13 protein-coding genes and 1 pseudogene are annotated in these 18670 nt (G+C 52.8%); 3 read left to right on the top strand and 11 right to left on the bottom strand.

Annotated features, from left to right (window positions below; genetic code table 11):
• The 10 genes from ACR0BU_RS24055 to ACR0BU_RS24010 form a co-directional block, all read right to left on the bottom strand.
• Nucleotides 1-546: hypothetical protein (locus ACR0BU_RS24055; RefSeq protein WP_480739413.1), on the bottom strand; the 546-nt coding region annotated here is incomplete at its 3' end.
• Nucleotides 547-1739: 1193 nt separating this feature from the next.
• Complete coding sequence (locus ACR0BU_RS24050; RefSeq protein WP_480755775.1) at nt 1740-2528, bottom strand: DUF1365 domain-containing protein; 789 nt, start codon at nt 2526-2528, stop codon at nt 1740-1742.
• Nucleotides 2529-2566: 38 nt separating this feature from the next.
• On the bottom strand, nt 2567-3910 hold the full coding sequence (locus tag ACR0BU_RS24045; protein WP_298938203.1) for an NAD(P)/FAD-dependent oxidoreductase: 1344 nt from the start codon (nt 3908-3910) through the stop codon (nt 2567-2569).
• Complete coding sequence (locus ACR0BU_RS24040) at nt 3910-5295, bottom strand: cytochrome P450 (protein WP_298938201.1); 1386 nt, start codon at nt 5293-5295, stop codon at nt 3910-3912. Before ACR0BU_RS24040 ends, ACR0BU_RS24045 begins: the two co-directional genes overlap by 1 nt.
• A complete protein-coding gene (locus tag ACR0BU_RS24035; RefSeq protein ID WP_480739416.1) occupies nt 5289-11645 on the bottom strand; it encodes a type I polyketide synthase in 6357 nt (2118 codons plus the stop codon). Before ACR0BU_RS24035 ends, ACR0BU_RS24040 begins: the two co-directional genes overlap by 7 nt.
• A gap of 25 nt (nt 11646-11670) precedes the next feature.
• Nucleotides 11671-13455: a fatty acyl-AMP ligase gene (locus tag ACR0BU_RS24030; RefSeq protein ID WP_480739417.1), complete on the bottom strand. Its 1785-nt coding sequence runs from the start codon at nt 13453-13455 to the stop codon at nt 11671-11673.
• Nucleotides 13452-14462, bottom strand: coding sequence for an SAM-dependent methyltransferase (locus ACR0BU_RS24025; RefSeq protein WP_480739418.1), 1011 nt, complete (start codon nt 14460-14462; stop codon nt 13452-13454). Before ACR0BU_RS24025 ends, ACR0BU_RS24030 begins: the two co-directional genes overlap by 4 nt.
• 41 nt (nt 14463-14503) lie before the next feature.
• Complete coding sequence (locus ACR0BU_RS24020) at nt 14504-15478, bottom strand: class I SAM-dependent methyltransferase (RefSeq protein ID WP_480739420.1); 975 nt, start codon at nt 15476-15478, stop codon at nt 14504-14506.
• A gap of 9 nt (nt 15479-15487) precedes the next feature.
• Nucleotides 15488-15754 carry an acyl carrier protein gene (locus tag ACR0BU_RS24015; protein WP_299085714.1) on the bottom strand — a complete coding sequence of 89 codons (267 nt, stop codon included), beginning with the start codon at nt 15752-15754 and terminating at the stop codon, nt 15488-15490.
• Between the two features lie 208 nt (nt 15755-15962).
• Nucleotides 15963-16373, bottom strand: a complete 411-nt coding sequence (locus ACR0BU_RS24010; RefSeq protein ID WP_480739421.1) for a DUF2177 family protein — start codon at nt 16371-16373, stop codon at nt 15963-15965.
• A 231-nt stretch (nt 16374-16604) separates the two neighbouring features.
• Here ACR0BU_RS24010 and ACR0BU_RS24005 point away from each other — a divergent pair, with 231 nt between their 5' ends.
• Nucleotides 16605-17333 carry a 4'-phosphopantetheinyl transferase family protein gene (locus tag ACR0BU_RS24005; RefSeq protein WP_299085716.1) on the top strand — a complete coding sequence of 243 codons (729 nt, stop codon included), beginning with the start codon at nt 16605-16607 and terminating at the stop codon, nt 17331-17333.
• 48 nt (nt 17334-17381) lie between these two features.
• Nucleotides 17382-17741, top strand: a pseudogene (locus ACR0BU_RS24000) (DDE-type integrase/transposase/recombinase); the annotation flags it as partial.
• A gap of 340 nt (nt 17742-18081) precedes the next feature.
• Here ACR0BU_RS24000 and ACR0BU_RS23995 read toward each other — a convergent pair.
• Nucleotides 18082-18195: an FRG domain-containing protein gene (locus ACR0BU_RS23995; RefSeq protein WP_480739423.1), complete on the bottom strand. Its 114-nt coding sequence runs from the start codon at nt 18193-18195 to the stop codon at nt 18082-18084.
• Between the two features lie 294 nt (nt 18196-18489).
• Between ACR0BU_RS23995 and ACR0BU_RS23990 the strand changes: the two genes are divergently transcribed.
• A partial coding sequence (locus tag ACR0BU_RS23990; RefSeq protein ID WP_480739425.1) for a hypothetical protein occupies nt 18490-18670 on the top strand: 181 nt, incomplete at its 3' end.

The following is an 18670-nucleotide window of genomic DNA, read 5'->3' as shown; positions in this document are numbered from 1 at the left end:
TTTTTGATCTTCGGATATTTTGTGTGCTTCATCGACGAGTGTCGAGATAAACGTTCTAAGCAACCCCGTCAGGGAGCCATTGAGCACCGAACGATTGGCTTCATCAAGAGATGGCGCCATCCAGGAAAACTTATCACGATTAAGTCCTATAGACACAAAGCTCTGTCCTTCCCAACGTGATTTCCATGGTTGTGCATGCGACACGAGCATTAAATCCCCTGTTTTTGCTTTTACCGAACGATCATTGTACTCATTGTAAAAGCGCCCACTCCGAACGAACCAGATTGCCCAATTGTCGAGATCGGTCTTTCTGATCTGATCATTCGTTCTTTCGCTATTAGTTGGATCAACCTCCCAATCAATAATATCTATCCCACCGAGGTCGAAAGCTGAAAACTTAGCACGAAAACCGCTATTGATAGAACGGGGTTTCTTAAGGTCACAAATAGGGGCGGCTGCTTGCGAAAATGCGTCAAATTGATGCTGACATTCAAAGTCAAGGGTAGAGTACTCGAAGAGTTCTACAGATTTAGGTTTGTTTTCCATTGGAGCCAAGAGAGATTTACAACCATGTATTTGAGGGTTTCAGCATTTCGAAGTTTCTTGCTGGTTCTTCGGGATTTTGGATCTGAGCACAGCCGCAAACACTTTGGAGTTTAGCTTCACTCGAAAAGGGCAAGTCCACGCCAGCGAACGCATCGAGTGTTCTTCTTCCGGGATGTATTGAGCCATCCAGCCGAAGTAGTTGGTTCGAGCGACTCACTAGCTAAACTCCCAAGTGTCATGTTCGCCCAAAACAGGAAGTGGACTGTTCTGGGAGGATTAGTTAGCCACAACAACTTTTGACAATGAAGTCGGATTGTGGAGCTCACAGTCTCAATGGCGTCGCGTGGGGTCTCAAATGAAATCCAGGTCATGTTGACAACACGTCGGAGCCAAAGCCGACCGGATGTGATGTCGATGAAGCTCCGGACGCCTTCAAGGCCTTATAGCAGCGAGTGGCCACGCGGCCTGCGTTTCATAACATCTTCAAGCAGCTCTTAACCCGATTATGCAGGCGATAAACTGAGCGGTCGCCGCCGAAGTGCTTTTTGCGAGGTTTTCGCATTGAGATAACGGGCGAGACGTGACGCGTATTCAGATCTGCTCTGTTTCTGCCGTCATCATAGCCATGATCCACCAGCAACACATTGGGACGGACAGAGTGTCGGCCATGACCAGATCAAAGCCCAAATAATCTGAAGTCTGGTCGAACGTTGTTTCCGTTCTTATGGACAGACCGTACGAATTGACGAGGAAGTGGATATTGGTCGATAAGCCAAAGCGAGAATGCTCGAAAACCTGTCTCGGTATTCCCTTTTGAACCTGCTGTTTGAAGATGAGCGTGGATCACGGTGCTATCGATCACTTGTAGCGAGGTCAGCACAGTGGCACCAGCTTCCAGCGCTGCCTGCGTCTTTCTTCTGTCCACACTGTCTTGTGTCAAAGCGGCAAAAGTGAATGAATTGAAAGCAACAGCACCATGACACGCGCTTTCGTCAATCGAAGCCCAGTTTTTGCGACACAGCTGAATGGAGCGTATTTTTCAGCAACCAAACATCAAATGACACTCAATTGACAAGTTTTGCGACAGGCCTGTTGATATGCAATTTAGCATCCAAATACTGATACACTACGTTGAGTTTGGATGCCTGCCACTGGCCCAGAGTTTGACACTCAAAGATGGCAGAGCATTGCCGTCAATGGTCTTGATGCCGTTTATACGTGCGTGGCGGTTCACTAACGAGGGTGTCTATCGACACGGAGTTCGGGCGCATAAGGGGCTTTAAGCCCTTTTTCCGAAGCTTTAGTCCTTGAAGCCAGATGAAAGGCAATGCGGTTGTTCCAGAAGCAAGACAGCGCGCCGCGGCAGTAGTAGCAGACCAACGTGACGCGTGGCTAAATTGCCCCCTTAGAGTTGTGAATAGGAGTGGACGATCTTCTACCTCTAGATCGACTCGTGCGGAAAATCTGCCGTCAAAAGGAGCAAAACGAACGTGATAACTACCTCGCGTGGCGTTAAAAGGGGAAACAAAAAAGGTTTTATCTATAACATGGCATCGTGATACTTCAGCGCTAAGGTGGTAGATATGGCGCTCTCCGAATGTGTTGTTGACTTCTAGCAGTAAGGGTGCACAGCTCTGTGAGCTGGCATCGAACCAGAAACTCACGGGGCTGAAGCCAAAACCGAAGAAACGTGGAAATGTCACTAGGCGAGCGGATTTGACCGTTGGTCTGCCTGCCTGAACAAGAACATGGTTGAGTCTGTCTAGTGCCGTAACGCTGTCGGGTGACGGCACCAATTGGTCCCTATCATGGAAAGAGATTGGTGCAAAACGATTGCGTCCAAACACTGGTTTTGCGGCTGCAAACGCAGACAGATCCGGCAGGTCAAGTACGATAAAGTCGACGTTGTAACGGAATTCGTGGCGCGTAGGCCGGGTACGAGCGTGGATGACTTCACCACGATAGAAACCCGCAGGGGGCATAGCAGTGTTTATCATATCCAACCTCTTTCTATCTTGTACTACAGATGTTTTTGCGGAATGGAATTGTCGAGGCCGATGAGACTTTCGGCCGCTTGGATCCCAGACCGAAAGGCATCTTCGTGGAAACCATGGCCGAAGTAATTGCCGCACAGACGCACCCGCCCCCAGGTGTTTTCGGCAAGCTCTTTCTGAGTTGCTAAGGACTTAGCGGTATAGAGAGGATGGCGAAATGCGTAGCGCGCCAGAATCCTTTTTGGATCGATCATCTCATTTAAGTTCTGCGCGTTAAGAGTGACGAAATAGTCGTTAGCCGTTCCGTCATGTGACTGCAAACGATTGAGATAGTAGCTAAAGGCGGACGAATATCGTCTTTGATGGGATGCTTTATGTGCAAGGTGATTCCAGCCGGCCCACAGGTCTCGGTCGCGCGGCATAGCCCGGGGATCTGTGTGCAGGATCGCGGTGTTGTCGGTATATTCCCAGGCCGAGAGTAAACCGTCGAGTTTTTCTCCGGGCGCTTCGAGAAGTGCACGGGCCTGGTCCGCCTGCGTGGCGATCACTGCGCCAGCCGCTTCGAAGCGGCGTCCCGAAACAGTCTCGATCATGACACCTGATCGGGTCTCTCCAACTCGGGTTACCGCTTCGTTGACGACTTTGAGGTTTTTTGCTTCTCGGCCAATGGTATCAACATAGGTCCGACTACCGCCTTTCACGCTCAGCCATTGTGGTCCGTCATCGAAGGTGAGAAGCCCATGGTTCTGGAAGAACGATAGCAACGCTTGGGCAGGGTAGTCTCCGATTTTGTCGATGCTGCATGACCAGATCGCTGCCCCCATTGGATAGACATAGTCTCTTGCGAGTGCCTTTGAAGCTCCAATCCTCTTAAGGTAGGATCGCAACTGCAATGCGGGATCGATGCCGATGGCAAGATCCTTGTTGCCAGCTTCAAAGAACGCGATAATTGGCTTGAGGAGAGGAGACAGCGCTCGGGCAGACTTAACGATCCGATGAGAGGCGGCGTGTTGTCCGGCATTTTGGAAATTGAGTGCGTAGGCGAAGTTTCTGTGCGCGTCTTCGAATGCGAAAGACATCTCAGCTGGCTGGGTTTCAACGCCCAGGTTTTCGAATGTGCGTGTCAATACTGGATAGTTGGTGGGGTTGAACACCATGAAACCGACATCAAGGGCCAGCCCTTCGTCAGGGCCGTCTGGAACCAGGAACGTGTTGGCATGCCCGCCGAGATGGCTCTGCGGCTCGAACAGCAGGATGGGATGGCGGTCGGATAGAGCGCGGACAGCCGCAAGACCGGCCGCGCCGGCGCCTACGACGGCAACCGGCATACCAGGTGCAAGTGTCTCTTTGCGCACAGGCATCCCTGTCATCAGGCCGGTTTTCCGTTCAAGGGAGTTACTTTTACGCGAACTCCACCTTTTGGCCGCAGCGTCATCATCACGACCGGTTCAGGTAAACGGTCTGCCGTTTCGAACTTGAACTGGCTCAGGAGAGCGGCAAGGATGATGTCTGTTTCCCGATAAGCCAAGGATGCGCCAATGCATACGCGGGGGCCGCCTCCAAAGGGAAGGAACGTAAAGCGAGCTGGTCGCTGGTTAAAACGTTCCGGGCGGAAGGCATGAGGATCCTCCCATAGCAACGAATGGCGATGAAGGGCACAGATTGGAAGGAAAACGCGGTCCCCCTTACGAATACGGCGACCGAGGAGTTCGTCATCCTTGTTTGCCACCCTGGATATGAGTGGGGTTGGTGGGTAGAGACGCATTGCTTCATCGAGTATGCGCCGGCACAGAGGTAAGCGCCCAGGTGCCTCACCGATGTTTGGACCTCCGGTGCCGACGACGGAGATTGCCTCGGCCCGAGCTTCTTCCTGAATGTTCTGATCGGAGGCGAGAAGCATTAGCGCCCAGGAAAGTGCGATTGCAGAGGTCTCGTGACCTGCCAGGATGAATGCCAGGACGGTGTCGCGAATTTCCACCGGATCGAGCGTTTTACCAGTTTGGGGATCAATCGCCTTAGAAATGTTCTCTATGAATACGGAAGGTCTGACTCCGCGTTTAACAGCCTCGAGTTCTTTTTCTACCGCTCGACGTACATAAAGAGAATGGTGACGGGCCATCAAATGCTGCGGCTTAGGAAGCCAAACCGGCCAAGGTAGCAGGTCCAGTACGTTAAATTTCCCAGCTGTTTCCATGTATCCGTTGATCGCAGAGGAAAAACGCACGGCATCAAAATTTTCGGGCTGTGAGGCTACAAGTCGGCAGATGATTTCGAAATTTGTTAGCACCATCTGATGGTATAGGTCAGTTACTGGTCCGGAGGACAGAAGCCGCTGGGTCAGAGCTTTTGCTGCAACCACAATCTCTCCTGTGGCCGATTCCAGGGAACGGGGAGTAAACACTTCAGAGGCTGCACTGCGCTGAACCCGCCACTTTTGACCTTTGGCGTGGAATATTCCGTGCCGCGTGGGTCGTAAAAGATGGAGCATGATCGCCGACTTGTCGTAGTTATCGAGGGCTTCACTCAGAACATGGCGCATCCCATCAGGATAGGTAACCATGTGCCAGGGGCGCCCTAGGCGCTTACCAGAAATGATCGGCTCGTGATACGCGGCCTCGGGGATCATCATCAGTCTGTTTTCACCCGCGACTTTTATCGTTTCACGGATAGAAAGATCGGATGTTGGTGGTTTGATCCAAGGCGGTTTGAAGACGGCGCTCGACCGCGCGCTCGTCGGGTTGGTTTCGGTCAACATTGGCTTTGTTTACCTCCTATTGCATCTGAGTTTGCTGGAGCACTTGCCAACGTCTTTAAATCCAGACTTTTGGCGAGTTGGCGTGCGGTTGCGTCTCCGAAAAGAGCATCAACGGGTATTGAAACTCCGAATTCCTCTTCGAGCGACGTGATCAGTTCCGAGGCGCCAAGAGAGTCGAGGCCGAGTTCTGCAAGGGGAAGATCTGGATCAACTTCATCGACGGTTGAAAACTGCAGTATTATGCGAATTCGGTCTCGTATGAGGGCAAGGGTGCCCTCCATTGAACCATTGCTGCTCGGTTTCGGGGCCAAGGTTATGCCCGCGTCTGCGGCGTCAATTGTCTTTACGGTCGCGTTTCTTCCGGCTCGAGGTTTGATGGCAGTGGAGAACTGTTTGAGTTCGACTGCCCCAACCATCAGTTCACCGGTCCCGGATCGGATCGCAGAGATCAAGTGCTGGGCTATTGCGGTTGGATCGGCATAGCGGATGCCCTGTCGCTCCATGGCTGAGCGCATGGCTGAGCTCATTGCTTGTGCCATACCGCCACCGTCGACAGGGCCGAGCGCAAGGCTTACGGCAGGTCGTCCCATGGCAACTAACTTTGCCGCCGCTGCGTCAAGAACTGCGTTGGCAGCTGAATAACTGACCTGGCCGGGGGAGCCGAACGCCCCGGCAAATGAACTAACGAGGAGAACGAAAACATCGTCTTGAAGGGTTGCCAAGCGTTCAACTGTATCAAGGCCGGTAATCTTACCACAGAAAGTCTCTTGGAAACTTGTCTCATTTTCTTCGTCAGCGGGGCGGACGTCCAAAACACCGGCGGCATGTACAATCCCCCCAAGCGGCGGCAAGTCTTGTAACGTCGCAGTGATTGTGTCGGCGGCTACGGTAGGATCGGAGAGATCTGCTGCCACGTACCGAACTGTTGTGTCCGCGTGTGCAAGAGAAGCGAACGCTTTGGTAACCTCGTCCGACCCCTTCCGACGACCGGTAAACACTACGGCACTGGCACCAGCCTCCGACAGCGCGGCAGCCACATGCCGACCAACGTGGCCAGTTGCACCTGTAACAATCCAAGTGCGTTTCTCGATCTGCGCCGGGGCAAACGCTGCAGTGGGTGCGAAATCCTTGGCCTCTGCCCAAGGTGCTTTGATCACGACCTTACCAGTATGGCGGGCAAGACTCATGTGGCGGAATGCCTGTTCCGCTTGATCAAATGAAAAGGCTTCGTACGGCAGTGGCTTTAAGTCTCCAGATGCAAAACCGGACGCTAGTTCAGCGAACATCTGCGTGATAATATTTGGTGTGTCGTTGCAGATCTGGGCAAGATCAAAAGGATGGTAATGTATATCTTCACCGTGTTGTCTTAACTCGTCAGCGCTGAGTATTTCTGCTTTGCCTATCTCTAGAAAAGTGCCTCCTGGACGCAGGAGCGACAATGTTGCGGGGATATGCTGGTCGGTCAGGGAATTCAGAGCGACATCGATTGACCCGTCTCCGAAGCAGGACGCAATGTCTGCCTTGTAGTTTGTGTCACGAGAATTGTGGACGGCGACGAGGTCCTGTGCGATCGCCTTGGACTTTGACCGGCTTGCCGTCCCGACAACCTCAGCACTAGCTCTGCGCGCGATCTGTGTTGCAGCCATTCCAACACCGCCGGCTGCCGAGTGGACAAGGATCCGTTGGCCAGAAGAAAGCTTGGCAACATGGTGAAGACCGTATTGTGCTGTAAGAAATGCAACCGGGACAGTCGCTGCCTCACAGAACGAAAGCCGAGCTGGAATCGGCGCGGTCAGAGCGGCGGGCGTTGTGACGTGCCCAGCAAAGCTTGAAAGTGAGATACCATAAACCCGGTCGCCCACGCGGGTGCCACTGACATCCCGACCGATGTCAACCACGATGCCCGCAAACTCGGCGCCAATTGGTCCGGGATCTCCTGGATATCGACCAAGCGCATTCAAAACGTCGCGAAAGTTGAGACCCGAGGCAACAACGCGGACTTCAATCTCGTCGGGAGCTGGAGTGCGGCGCTCTGTGGTTTCAGTTAACAGATTGTCGAGCCTGCCGCGCTGACCCACGCAGAGACGTGTTGTGTGTGGAGTTCTGGATGCAACATCAGTGGCTGTGGGCACTAGCTCACGGGCGAAGGAGCGTTCATGCCTAACAACAAGTTCATTAGGTGCTTCTGGATCGTTCAGAACGGAGAGGATTTCATTGACGGTAGTTGAGTTAAGCTTCTGCGTGTCAAGAAGGACCAGACTAGGTGAACCTGGCTCCAAACGGAGTGATCGTGCCGCCCCCCAGATCGCGGCGGCGGTTTCCGATATCGCTATTGCAGGAGACTGCGATCCATTGGACAGGGTTACCACGACAATGGTGGAGTTGCAGCGTTCACGGCAGGTTTTCAGCAACCGCGAGAAGGATTGAAAGGCTGTGCTGGCAGTTTGCAACCGATTTTCCGCTTCGGTTGCATTGATGAGCAGGACAACTGCACCATCACCTTGTCTGGTAGGTGAAACGAGACCTGGAGCCGCTTGAGAAATCAAGGCGCCAAGCGTTTTTTCCAAACTAGGATCTTCCGATAGTATCTGTATGGGTTCTGAGGTTGACGGAAGCACGGGCGAAGTCGCAGGGCGTTCACGCCATCGGCGCTCGGCGAGGATCGCCTCAGCGGGATCAGGACCGTTCTGTCCTCTTGGGGAGGGGGGAGACGGTATTGCCCGAACTACCGAGCCGCTGGCCATTGAGCCTTGATTCAACAAGTGAACGCGAACACCGCCACCCTCCGCGATGAGATCCCCATCAGGAGAGATGAGCGCGAAATCAAATTCGCACTCTGACCAATCCTGTGCGTCATCGCTACTGGCTTGGTAGTGCCTCAAGACCGCATAAGCTGAGCTGTTACCCTCGCGCAATATGCGAATGCGCTTCATCCCGGCAATTACAACCGCAGCGCTTCGCGACGCGCGTCCCAACATGAAACCGACAAAGGCGTGGAATGCGCTGTCGAGAAGAGCCGGATGGAGCCCGAATGTCCCATCTTTGATTCTTGCTGGGGGTGGGACTTCCAAATAGGCTACCATTCTTGTGCCGTCTTCAGCAGAAGGGTCTTCCCAGAGCTTCTTGAGACCTCGAAAGGCTGGCCCGTACGAAAGGCCGTTTTCGGCGGCAACATTGTCATAGATTGCGTCACCGTTCAGAGCATTTGCATGGGCGTTTGCAAGCCGTGATACGTCAATTGGTAACGGGATCGGCACCTCTTTGAGTTCGCACCCTTCGCTGCGGGCATGCTCAATCCATTTCATAGGCGTTTGATCTGCGGTGCTGAGAATGCGCACGCTTCGGAGGCCGGATTCTGCATGATCGGGGCCTTCAATCGGTTCGACAATTGTGCGCAAGTGTCGAGTTCCGTCTTCTGTTAGTAACAGCGGACGCGACACTGTGATGTTGTTCACCTGTACAGCGTCCGTACCTTCTTCTCGGGCCAGGGCTGCACGCATCATCTCTATGAATGCGGCTGCTGGAAAAATGACCTTGCCACCGATTGTATGCGAGGCGAGATAGGGGTGATCATCAAGGCGAAGCTGTGTAACGTGGATTTTTGACCCATTGGGCATCTCAATTGGTGCCCCGAGTAGGGGATGATGAGTGCTTACGTCAGCACTCTTGTGGCTTGGGTGCACATATGGAGGCAGTGAGTCTGGCCGCCAGTATCTCTTGCGTTGAAATGGGTAAGGAGGGATCTTGAGATCGCGCCGGACAGGTCCACCGTATAGAACGCCCCAATCAATCGGTGCGCCGGCAATATGCGCAGTTGCGACGGCTCGAGCGAACGCCACGTCATCTTCCAAACGTCCGCTATCAAGCGTCTTGATGACCGTCGGTAGCTCTGTTCGCTTAAGACGCCCCACCAGATGGCCAAGTGTGCTTTGGCACCCGACCTCCAGAATAACATTAGCACCAGCGTCCAAAACTGCGTTGAGGCCTGCATTGAAGGCAACAGCTTGTCTGGTGTGTTTCACCCAGTAAGCAGGGTCTGCAAATGCGTCTGACTCGAGCTGCCCGGTCACATTGGAGGCAATCGGGATCGATGCCGGTTTTGGGCAGGCCAAACGAAACTCATGTTCCAGATCGACCAAGGCTTCGTCCATCACGCGGGAGTGGAAGGCATGAGAGACTTTGAGGGGTTTATGCAGAAAGTTACTGTTCTTCGCCGCTGTCTGAAAGGCTTCAAGGGCCTTCGCCTCTCCTGAAACCACACATTCATCGTCGGCGTTGACAGCTGCTATGTCGATCTGGTCCCCGGTTGTGGCAATGAGGTCCCGTACACGTTCTTCATTTGCCTTGACTACCAGCATACCGGACGAGATCTGAATGGCACCCATCAGTTCTCCCCGCCGAACGATGAGCCGACCAGCTGCCTCAAGATCGAATACACCCGCGATTGTGGCAGCAACTATTTCGCCTATCGAGTGACCGATAAGAGCCATTGGAGAGATGCCAACTGACATCCACAATCTAGCCAGAGCGTAGTTGGCTACAAACAAGGCCGATTGGGTATTCTCAGTTCGATTGAGTGGCACTGGGTCTGAGCCGTCGAGAACATCCAGCAACGGGACGGATCTGTGGGCGTCAACCGCTTCTAGTGCCTTGGCAAAATGGTTGGCGAAGGCCGGACTCGATTTACGTAGCCCGCTTGCCATAGCAAGTGCCTGAGATCCTTGACCGGGAAGCATCAATGCAACCCGTGCCTTGGTCAGGCAGATTTGTCGAACGGCCCCCGAAGCCGCAGGATTCTGAGAGAAAGCCGTTAAGCTAGTGTGGAGTGCATCTCGCCCTCTGCCGAACACGGCGCCTCGGTGCAAAAAGTGCTCACGGGTCTTACCAGCCGCGTGGCAAATCGCCCGGAGGTTGTCATCGGCATCCGGGCGTCCTAGCCGCTCCACGTATGCTTCAGCGGCATCAGCTCGCGCATTCTCTGTTCGTCCAGAAAAAGGAAGTACAATGGCAGAACGAGCCCCGAAGACCGCTTTGGCCAGGGGTTTGGACGTCTTTCTTGCAGCAACCTCCGGTGGGTCTCCTAAAACTACATGAGCGTTTGCGCCGCCGAAGCCGAACGCGCTCACACCAGCAAAGCGTTGACGGTCCGTTTGATGGTGCCACGGACGTGGTTCACGCGGCACTATAATTTCTGGTTCGGCATCCCGGCATACTTTCGAAAGGCGCTCTATTCCCGATACGGGTGGTATCACTTCAGCATTTAATGATGAGATCACCTTCAACAATCCACCCATTCCAGCGGCGGCTTCCATGTGTCCTAGCTGCGTCTTAACAGCGCCTAGCACGAGAGGATGACCCGTTGCCCTCGTGTCTCCAAACACGCGTTCAAGAGCAGCGACCTCGATCTCGTCGCCGAGAGGGGTTGCAGTGCCGTGGGCTTCGACGTGGTCGATATCGTTGGGTGTCAAACCTGCGTCAGCGAGAGCAGAGCGGATGACGGCAGTCTGGGCTTGCCCGTTTGGAGCTGGCAATCCGTTCGACAATCCGTCCTGGTTGATCGCGGAGCCATAGATGCAACAAAGAATTTGATCCCCGTCTTCCAAGGCAGCGGCAAATGGTTTGAGCAACACAACTCCACATCCTTCTGCCCTGACGAAACCATCACGATTTTCGTCAAAGGTCGCGCAGGTCCCACGAGGTGAAATCATCTGTGCACGGCTGTAACCGAGGAACGCATATGGTGAGTTGATAGCGTTTACCGCACCGACCACGGCAAATTCGCATTCACCCGTCCGTATAGCACGGACTGCGTTGTGGAGAGCAACCAATGAAGATGAGCATGCCGTGTCGACAGTGAAGCTCGGCCCTTTAAAATCCATGACGTAGGAAATACGGTTGGAGAGCAATGACAGGCAGGCGCCTGTACCAGTAAATTGGTTAGGTCGATGACCTAAAACTTGAAGTGCTGCACCGTACTCAATGGTCGATCCACCCACAAAGACACCGCTGTCGGTACCTTTCATACTTGATGGTGGAATACCGGCCTCTTCAAATGCCCGCCAGGTCGTCTCGAGCATGAGACGCTGTTGCGGATCGAGATCCATGGCTTCTTCAGGGGATATCCGGAAAAAACCCGCATCGAACTCGATGGATTGGTCAATAACTCCAGCTCGTGCTGTCGAGCTCAGCCCTTTGCGATGAAGCGTAGAGAGTGGTTCCAACGGCAGGTCGTCTGGAACGTCTGAAATGCCGCTGCCCCCCGTGATCAGAAGGTTCCATAAGGCATCCGGAGACGATGCACCTGGAAAGCGGCAAGCCTGGCCAACAACAGCAATCGGTTCATTCTTCATTGCGCGAAGCTCCTCATATTGCTGCTTAAGTTGTCAGCTCTCTTTCGGAGGACTTGAGATCTTTCCAAACAAGCTTCAGTTGGTTTTTCAGATAAAGTTGACGAGTCTCTGCGCGGCGCACTTTGCCTGAGGACGTCAAAGGAATAGCACCCCGTTCCACAGTCAGAATCCGGTCAATAGGAATCCCACGACGTGAAAAGATCAATTTCCTAACATCTCGGATTGCGTCGGGAATGGATTCCCGCCCGGCGCGTCCCCACTCAACGATCGCGATGATTTCGCTTCGGGATTCTGCGCGTTCAATGTCAAAAACGGCAACCTTATGGATGGGATGCCCGGTAAGCGTTTCTTCGACATCACCCTCAAGATCGTTCGGGTAGTGGTTCTGCCCATCGATGATGATGAGATCGGTCATACGACCCGTTACATGAATGTAGCCGTCGCGCAAAAAACCAAAATCGCCTGTGCGCAGGTACCGACCGGTTCCGTCAGCGGTTTTGGCTTTCAGCGTTTCTCTTGTTGCTTCCGGATTTTCGAAATAGCTGCGCGCTACACTGTCACCGGAAAACCAGATCTCGCCGATCCTTCCATCCGGAAGCCGTTCATGCGTATTCGGGTCAACGATAATAAGTTGGTGCCCGTCAATTACCCGGCCACAAGGTACGACCCATTCGGCGGTTTCATTGTCGGGCGGCACTGGCTCTGCGCACCCGACTGTAAGCCGGGAACGTGAAACGGGATATACTGGTGGCGCAGCCCGCGGTGAAGGACCGGAAATCATCAAGGTCGCTTCGGCCATGCCATAGCATGGAAACCAAGCCCGACTATCGAAACCAACGTGTCTGAAGCGGGATGCGAAGCGTTTTAGGGTTCGAGCCCGCACCGGCTCAGCACCATTGTAGGCGACAAACCAAGGCGAAAGATCGAGGTTTTCCATTTGTGCATCAGAAACCTGACGGATGCAGCTCTCATAGGCAAAATTCGGCCCGCCGGCGTACACTTGGCGATCAGTGCCGAAATTGGAAATCGCTTCGAGCCACCTCCAAGGACGTGCAACGAATGCTTCAGGCGGCATTTTGACGATGCCACCTCCGCGCAGCAATGGCGTGAGGATGCACCCGAATAGCCCCATGTCATGATACGGAGGCAGCCAGTCAATTGTAATTCCGTTTTCGGTAAACTCATATCGGGAAAAAATGCAGCGAATGTTTGCGAGAGCAACATCATGATCAATGGAAACGCCTTTCGGATTCCGAGTGGACCCAGAAGTATATTGGATGATCGCGTGGTCGGTTGTTGCAGGTTTGCAGTGCTCGAGATCAGCAAGTCGACCATTGGCTCCAATTGCAATGAGTGCTTCCACAGAGTACCTAGGCACCGCCTGCAATTCCAGTGGGAGCGCGTTTCGGACCCGGTCGTCCTGGCCATCCTCGATCAGTGTGAATGCCGGTTCGCAGCTGGCGAGGATGCCTGTGATCCGTTCGATCTGACGATCGCCTCGTGGAGGAAACAGCGGAACTGGAACAAGACCTGCAGCCATCAGACCGAAAAGTGCCGCGACATAGTTTTCACTTGAGCGCATCAGAAGTGGAATGCGCGAGCCTGCAGGGGCTAATTCACTTGCTCCGCATCCGATAGCTGTAACCCTGTCCATCAAATCTGCATAGCTGAGCTGTGCAGAGACTGTCTTTCCATTTCTGAGAAAAGTGACAGCGGTTTTGTTTGGGATTGTTTCAGCGGCTTCAGCGAACGCGGAAACAAGATCTGGCGCTTGAACGGATAACCGTCCAGTTGTGGATGGTGAAGTCATCGGACGACTCCTCGCTCCTGCGGGGTGAGCAAGTATTGAGAAACAATCCATTCATTGCCACTTCGGAAGCCAAAGGATTCCTCGACGAGGGCAAAGAAGTTCCGCCAGTGATGGTAGTTGCTCAGAGCGGTGGAAGCATCGTTGGCATCTGCGAAAATCGCGAGCACTGCCTCTCGGTTAGCCTCAAGGCGCTCAAGCCAGCTGCGAGCAGTACGGGCGTAGTGTGTTCCGTCAAAGGCCCAGTGATCCATAACCTGCATGGCATTGCAAAAACAATAGATCAGCCGATCGGAGGGCATGAACCCGCCAGTAAAATAATGCTGAGCCGTAACATCAACGCCGTCAAACAGATAGCCATGTTCCCTGTGGGAAAAGACATGGACGAATGCAAGCCCTTCCGGCGTTAGCCAATCTCGCATTTGCGTCAATAAAGCCGACCAGTTTCGTACATGCTCCATCATTTCGATCGACACGATGCGGTCAAAAGGAACCTCGAATTCCATCTGGGCAACCGAAGTGGTAATAACCGACAGATTAGTAAGACCGCGACGCGTAGCCGCTGCTTCGATGAAGCGCCGTTGACCGGTCGAATTGGACAACGCAACAACACTGCTACCTGGAAAACGTTCAGCTATGAAAAGACTGGTCGCCCCCCAACCGCAGCCAAGATCCAGGACCCGGTGCCCGTCTCTAAGCTGAGCACGGCTGCAAACCTGTTCAAGCGCGGCTTCTTCAGCTTCGGCCAAATCGCTTTCTGGCGAGCTAAAGTAACAAGCGCTGTACTTGAGATGCGGTCCGAGAACGGTTTGGAAAAAGGCTGCAGGCACTTCGTAGTGCTGTGCATTGGCAGCGTTCTCGGCCTTTGTGATTGGAGATGTTCGAAGCGTTTTTTCGAGTTTCCGATGACGCTCCGTTCGATCTTCTATGGTGCCGGAGTTGAGGCTTCTGACGATTGCTTCAAGTCCAAATCTTACGAACTTTCTGAACCGCTGTTCGTCCGGTTCCAAGTTGAAATCATCGTTTGGTTCTGGGTCTGTGACAAGGGGCGCTAAAGCCATGGCGTTTGAACTCTCCGGAGTGAAAGGCGAATAAGGTCACAAGTGCCCCGTTCGAACATGGCCATTGAAAGTCGCAAATAGGTTTCGTAGTCAGCCACCTTCTTGGAGCCAACAAGAGCGATTGCTTCCTCGCGGTGCGTTTTCAGGGCGTCAAGCCACTTACGAAGCGTGCGGACGTAATCGTCTCGGTGGTTGTATAACGTAATCGGTTCGAACAGGCGTTCTGCCGCTGTGAATACTTCTCCAAGCCTTGGGAGGTCCGACTCCGGGAAAATGCGCTCGGCAATGAATTCATCCAGGTGTTCCGGTCCTGCGTTGCCATAGGTGATCATCTGGATCACAAAGGTTGCGCCCAAGTTTGTGAGAGCGTGGCAGTGCTCAAACAGGTGTCGGTAGACTGCAGTTCGTTGTTCCCGGGACATATTTGGTCGGACAAAAGCCTCGATCGCCTCAACCATGGTGACGACATCGAAACGGTGCTTAGTTTCAAAATCACGCCAGTCCGTATAGTGTACTTTGACGCCGGGATCGGCGGCTGCGGTAGTTAGCGCTTCTTGTTCTCGGGACAACGTCAAGCCAACTGTTTCGCCCAATCCCTTTCTTCGGGCGTGACGTAAGAGCCCGCCCCAGCCGCACCCGATGTCAAGAAGGCGCTTATTAGCAAGACTTTCTTGCGGATGTTTGTCGACTCCCGCCATCTGCAGGACGAGGTCTAGCTTTGCGTTTTGAGCTTCGTGAAGAGAGAGTGTCGGGTCCCCTGCAAAGTGAGCAGAGGTATAGCTAAAAGTTTCATCGAGCCACAAAGCGTAGAACTTGTTTCCTACGTCGTAATGGTGCGCTATTGCCTCCGGTGACGCGCCCGAGTGCGCAAGAAAAGCATGGTCGGTTAAATCGGTGCTTGGCTTACCGTTGTTCTTACTGAAAGCTTCGTCCGAGCGTGATGGATCTGATAAAGTTTCTGGCATGACGCAGTCTCAGCGGCTGTTTACTAATGAGAGCAAGTGAGCTGACATGTCTTTGATTGTTGGGTGGTCCCAAGCAGCGCTAGCTTCGATGTGAACGCAGAATTTATCTTCCAATTGACCTACCAGCGTGACCGCATCGCGGGAACTCATACCAAGATCAACAAACGGCGTGTCCTGATCAATCTCCGCTTGGTTTACATTTAGCTGCCTCGCCAATTCATGACGCATGAATAGAGCGATTTCTTCAGCTGTTGGGTGTGTCATGGTTTCTGTCATCGTTCGTTTCTCATTTCGTTTGTTGATTGGAGTGGCTGCGAATGCGTGTTTGTCTTTCTGCTTCGGATCACTTAATTGCATCGGCAATGATGGGCAGTTGGCAGGCAAACCCGTGGCAGTGCGGACGTCGCTGCCCTAAGTCTGCCTAAATTCGCGTCTTCTTAGGGTCCTTCACACTGTATCGACCACCGTTGCATTTGTTCTGTGTTCAGACGGGATGTGCCTTTGGATGTAGTGCCATCCCGACGGATACAGCTGTTGCTGCGCAAGCTGCGGATATGAGCGTTCCCCAAGTGAGGTTTACGGCCACGAAATTGAGAGATATCCCTTCAAAGTGGCTATAGAGTCCGAAATCAAACATCGCGTATGTAGCGAAACCGAGAATGGCGCCTCGTATTGCTCCGGAATAAATTGACTGCGCCTGGACCGCAGGAAAGACCACAAAAAAGCTCAAAGAAAAAGAATAGATTGTAAATAAAAATAAGATCCAACCTGTAAGTGGATCGTGACGCATATTTAGTAGTTGCGTCTCGTACCAGCTAGAAACTATTTTATAGAAAATTATATTGGCAATAGAATATGATAAAAAAACCGTTATATATAAGGTGATTTTTTTCATAATGACACCTAAGTGCTGTTTTTCGCCAGTAGATTAAGGATGGAGAAATTCAAACGCTTATGCAGTAATGAATCCTTGTATCATTGTGCATTTTGTTTTCTCTGCGTGCAGTAGGGTGAAATTTGATCTAGGTCATGAACAGAGATCTGGTTATCTCTGACTTGATCCGATGTCTCCCCACGGACATATCCAGATTATCACTTAGACAGACGGAGCCTCGTGGACGCGCCTGTGGCACAAGAAGAGATCATTCTGCGTTGGATCGAGACCGGGCGGATCCGATCGTGGCATCACGACGCCTTCGCTGCGGTCCTAGATGACAAGGAGCGCACGCGAGCCAGACGTTTCCGGTTCAAAGAAGACGAAGTCACGTTCACGGTAGCCCATGCCTTGGCCCGCTGTACCCTCTCAGAGGTTGACGGGCGCCCCCCTCGCTTATGGACGTTTCGGATCGGGCCCTATGGAAAGCCAGCGGTTGTCGTCGCCCAGAACGAGCCTAAAATCCGGTTCAATCTCAGCCATACCAAGGACCTGACCATCGTGGCTGCGACGATCGGTCGGGAGGTCGGCGTGGATGTCGAGAAGATCACCTGTCCCGCCCCGCTAGAGATTGCCGACCGCTACTTCACGCGACAGGAGAGAGACCTGCTTACGCAAAGTGCAGGCCTCGCGCGCGATGAAGCGTTCTTTTCGATTTGGACGCTCAAAGAGGCTTACATGAAGGCTCTGTCGCGCGGGATGGATTTACCGCTAGACAGCTTTACGGTCGGCCTTGATCCTGCACGTTTGGTGCGCAGCGATCAGGACAAAACCTGGGAGCGATGGCAATTATGGCAAGGCCGGATCGGAGCCTCCCATATAGCCGCCTTGGCCGTCGATTGGCCAGACGCCGATGAACTGCCGATATCGGGACGAGCTGTCGATCCCAACGAGCTTTCGTCCTTGTGTGGGTTGATTTGATGAAGAACCCTCTGGGTCTTGACGTTCTAAGGCACCCGCTAGGCCACGAGTGTCGATAAAGCGGGAAACACCCTTGATTTCATACTTTCCGAGCGCAGGAATGGTCCGGCGGCAACGAAATTCTTTGCCATCACTCTCGTCAAATGGAATTCCCGACAAGATCGTCATCGACAAAGGTGATGCCAATGCAGCAAGAATTCATAAGATCAATACGATACTGAAACGGTTTGACGGTCAGGCCGAAGTACAGACGATCAGGGCCAAATGCGCAAAAAAGATCGTTGAACAAGGTCACAGGTTTATCAAACGGCACGTCCGACACATGTGTGGTTTCAAGTCATTTGAATCTGCGCCGGCGACCTTGGGTGGTGCATCGAAGCCACCCACATGATCCGAAAGAGACAGTAACTCGAACGCAACGATATCCGGATTCCAACTGTTTGTTCAGTCGGCGAGATAAGTGTGCCTAGTGAATTGTAAGAACTGATCTCTCAACAGAGTGTGCGACAGATCCCAGACGAACTACTCCAGTCTTGGGTAGCAAATGCACCTATTTACCGTCTGGATAGCCGGCGAGATCTCGTGTGAAATGGCCATTAAAGCTTTCACAGTAACTGTTTTCTTCAATAAGTTCTTTAGTAAGAGTGTAGTCGCTACTTGGTGGATCGAACGAGAGCTCTTTGCGAAGGCTTTCAAATGATTTTCGTTCATTCACAATCCAAATTGGATGCGTTTTGGTTTGAGTTTTCTATCGCGAAAAACAGTGCATGTATATGGGTTTGGTAAAATCCAGTAGGTGTGTCGGACCGCAGTGATGTTGTAGCAACGACAGCCAATTCATATCCCACTTTATATTGGGCAATGGCGCGACGAACTGCGAGCGTTCAATATACCTCTGGTACCAAGTCTTCCAACGTTGAACTAACCCGCTCGACTGTATGGTCAGTGGTCAGGTTGTGTCTTCTTGCCCTCTGAAAACCCATCGGTTTAGTAACCGACCAATTGAATAAACTCCAGAAAACTCTCTAACAATGCGCTGCCTAGGCCGTGTTGACAAAACGAAAGTCTGACGGGTGCAGGCTCGCCATAGCCGGAGGCTATCTAAATATAGGATTGGTGTATTTCCCAATACTGCGACCGGGTTCTAAGGTTGGGTATGGAACGAACTGATCGGCCCCCGAGTACTCGGCTAAAAATCGCCAATATTCGCAATAAATTCAGCCTGTTACTTGCAGGCCGAGTGGGCCTGGCGTATCATCGGTTCATCGGTTCATCGGTTCATCGGTTCATCGGTTCATCGGTTCATCGGTTCATCGGTTCATCGGTTCATCGGTTCA

It is taken from the genome of Ruegeria sp. CK2 (assembly GCF_056536585.1).
The sequence above is the reverse complement of the archived record's forward strand: the minus strand, read 5'-3'. Positions and strand labels throughout refer to the sequence as shown.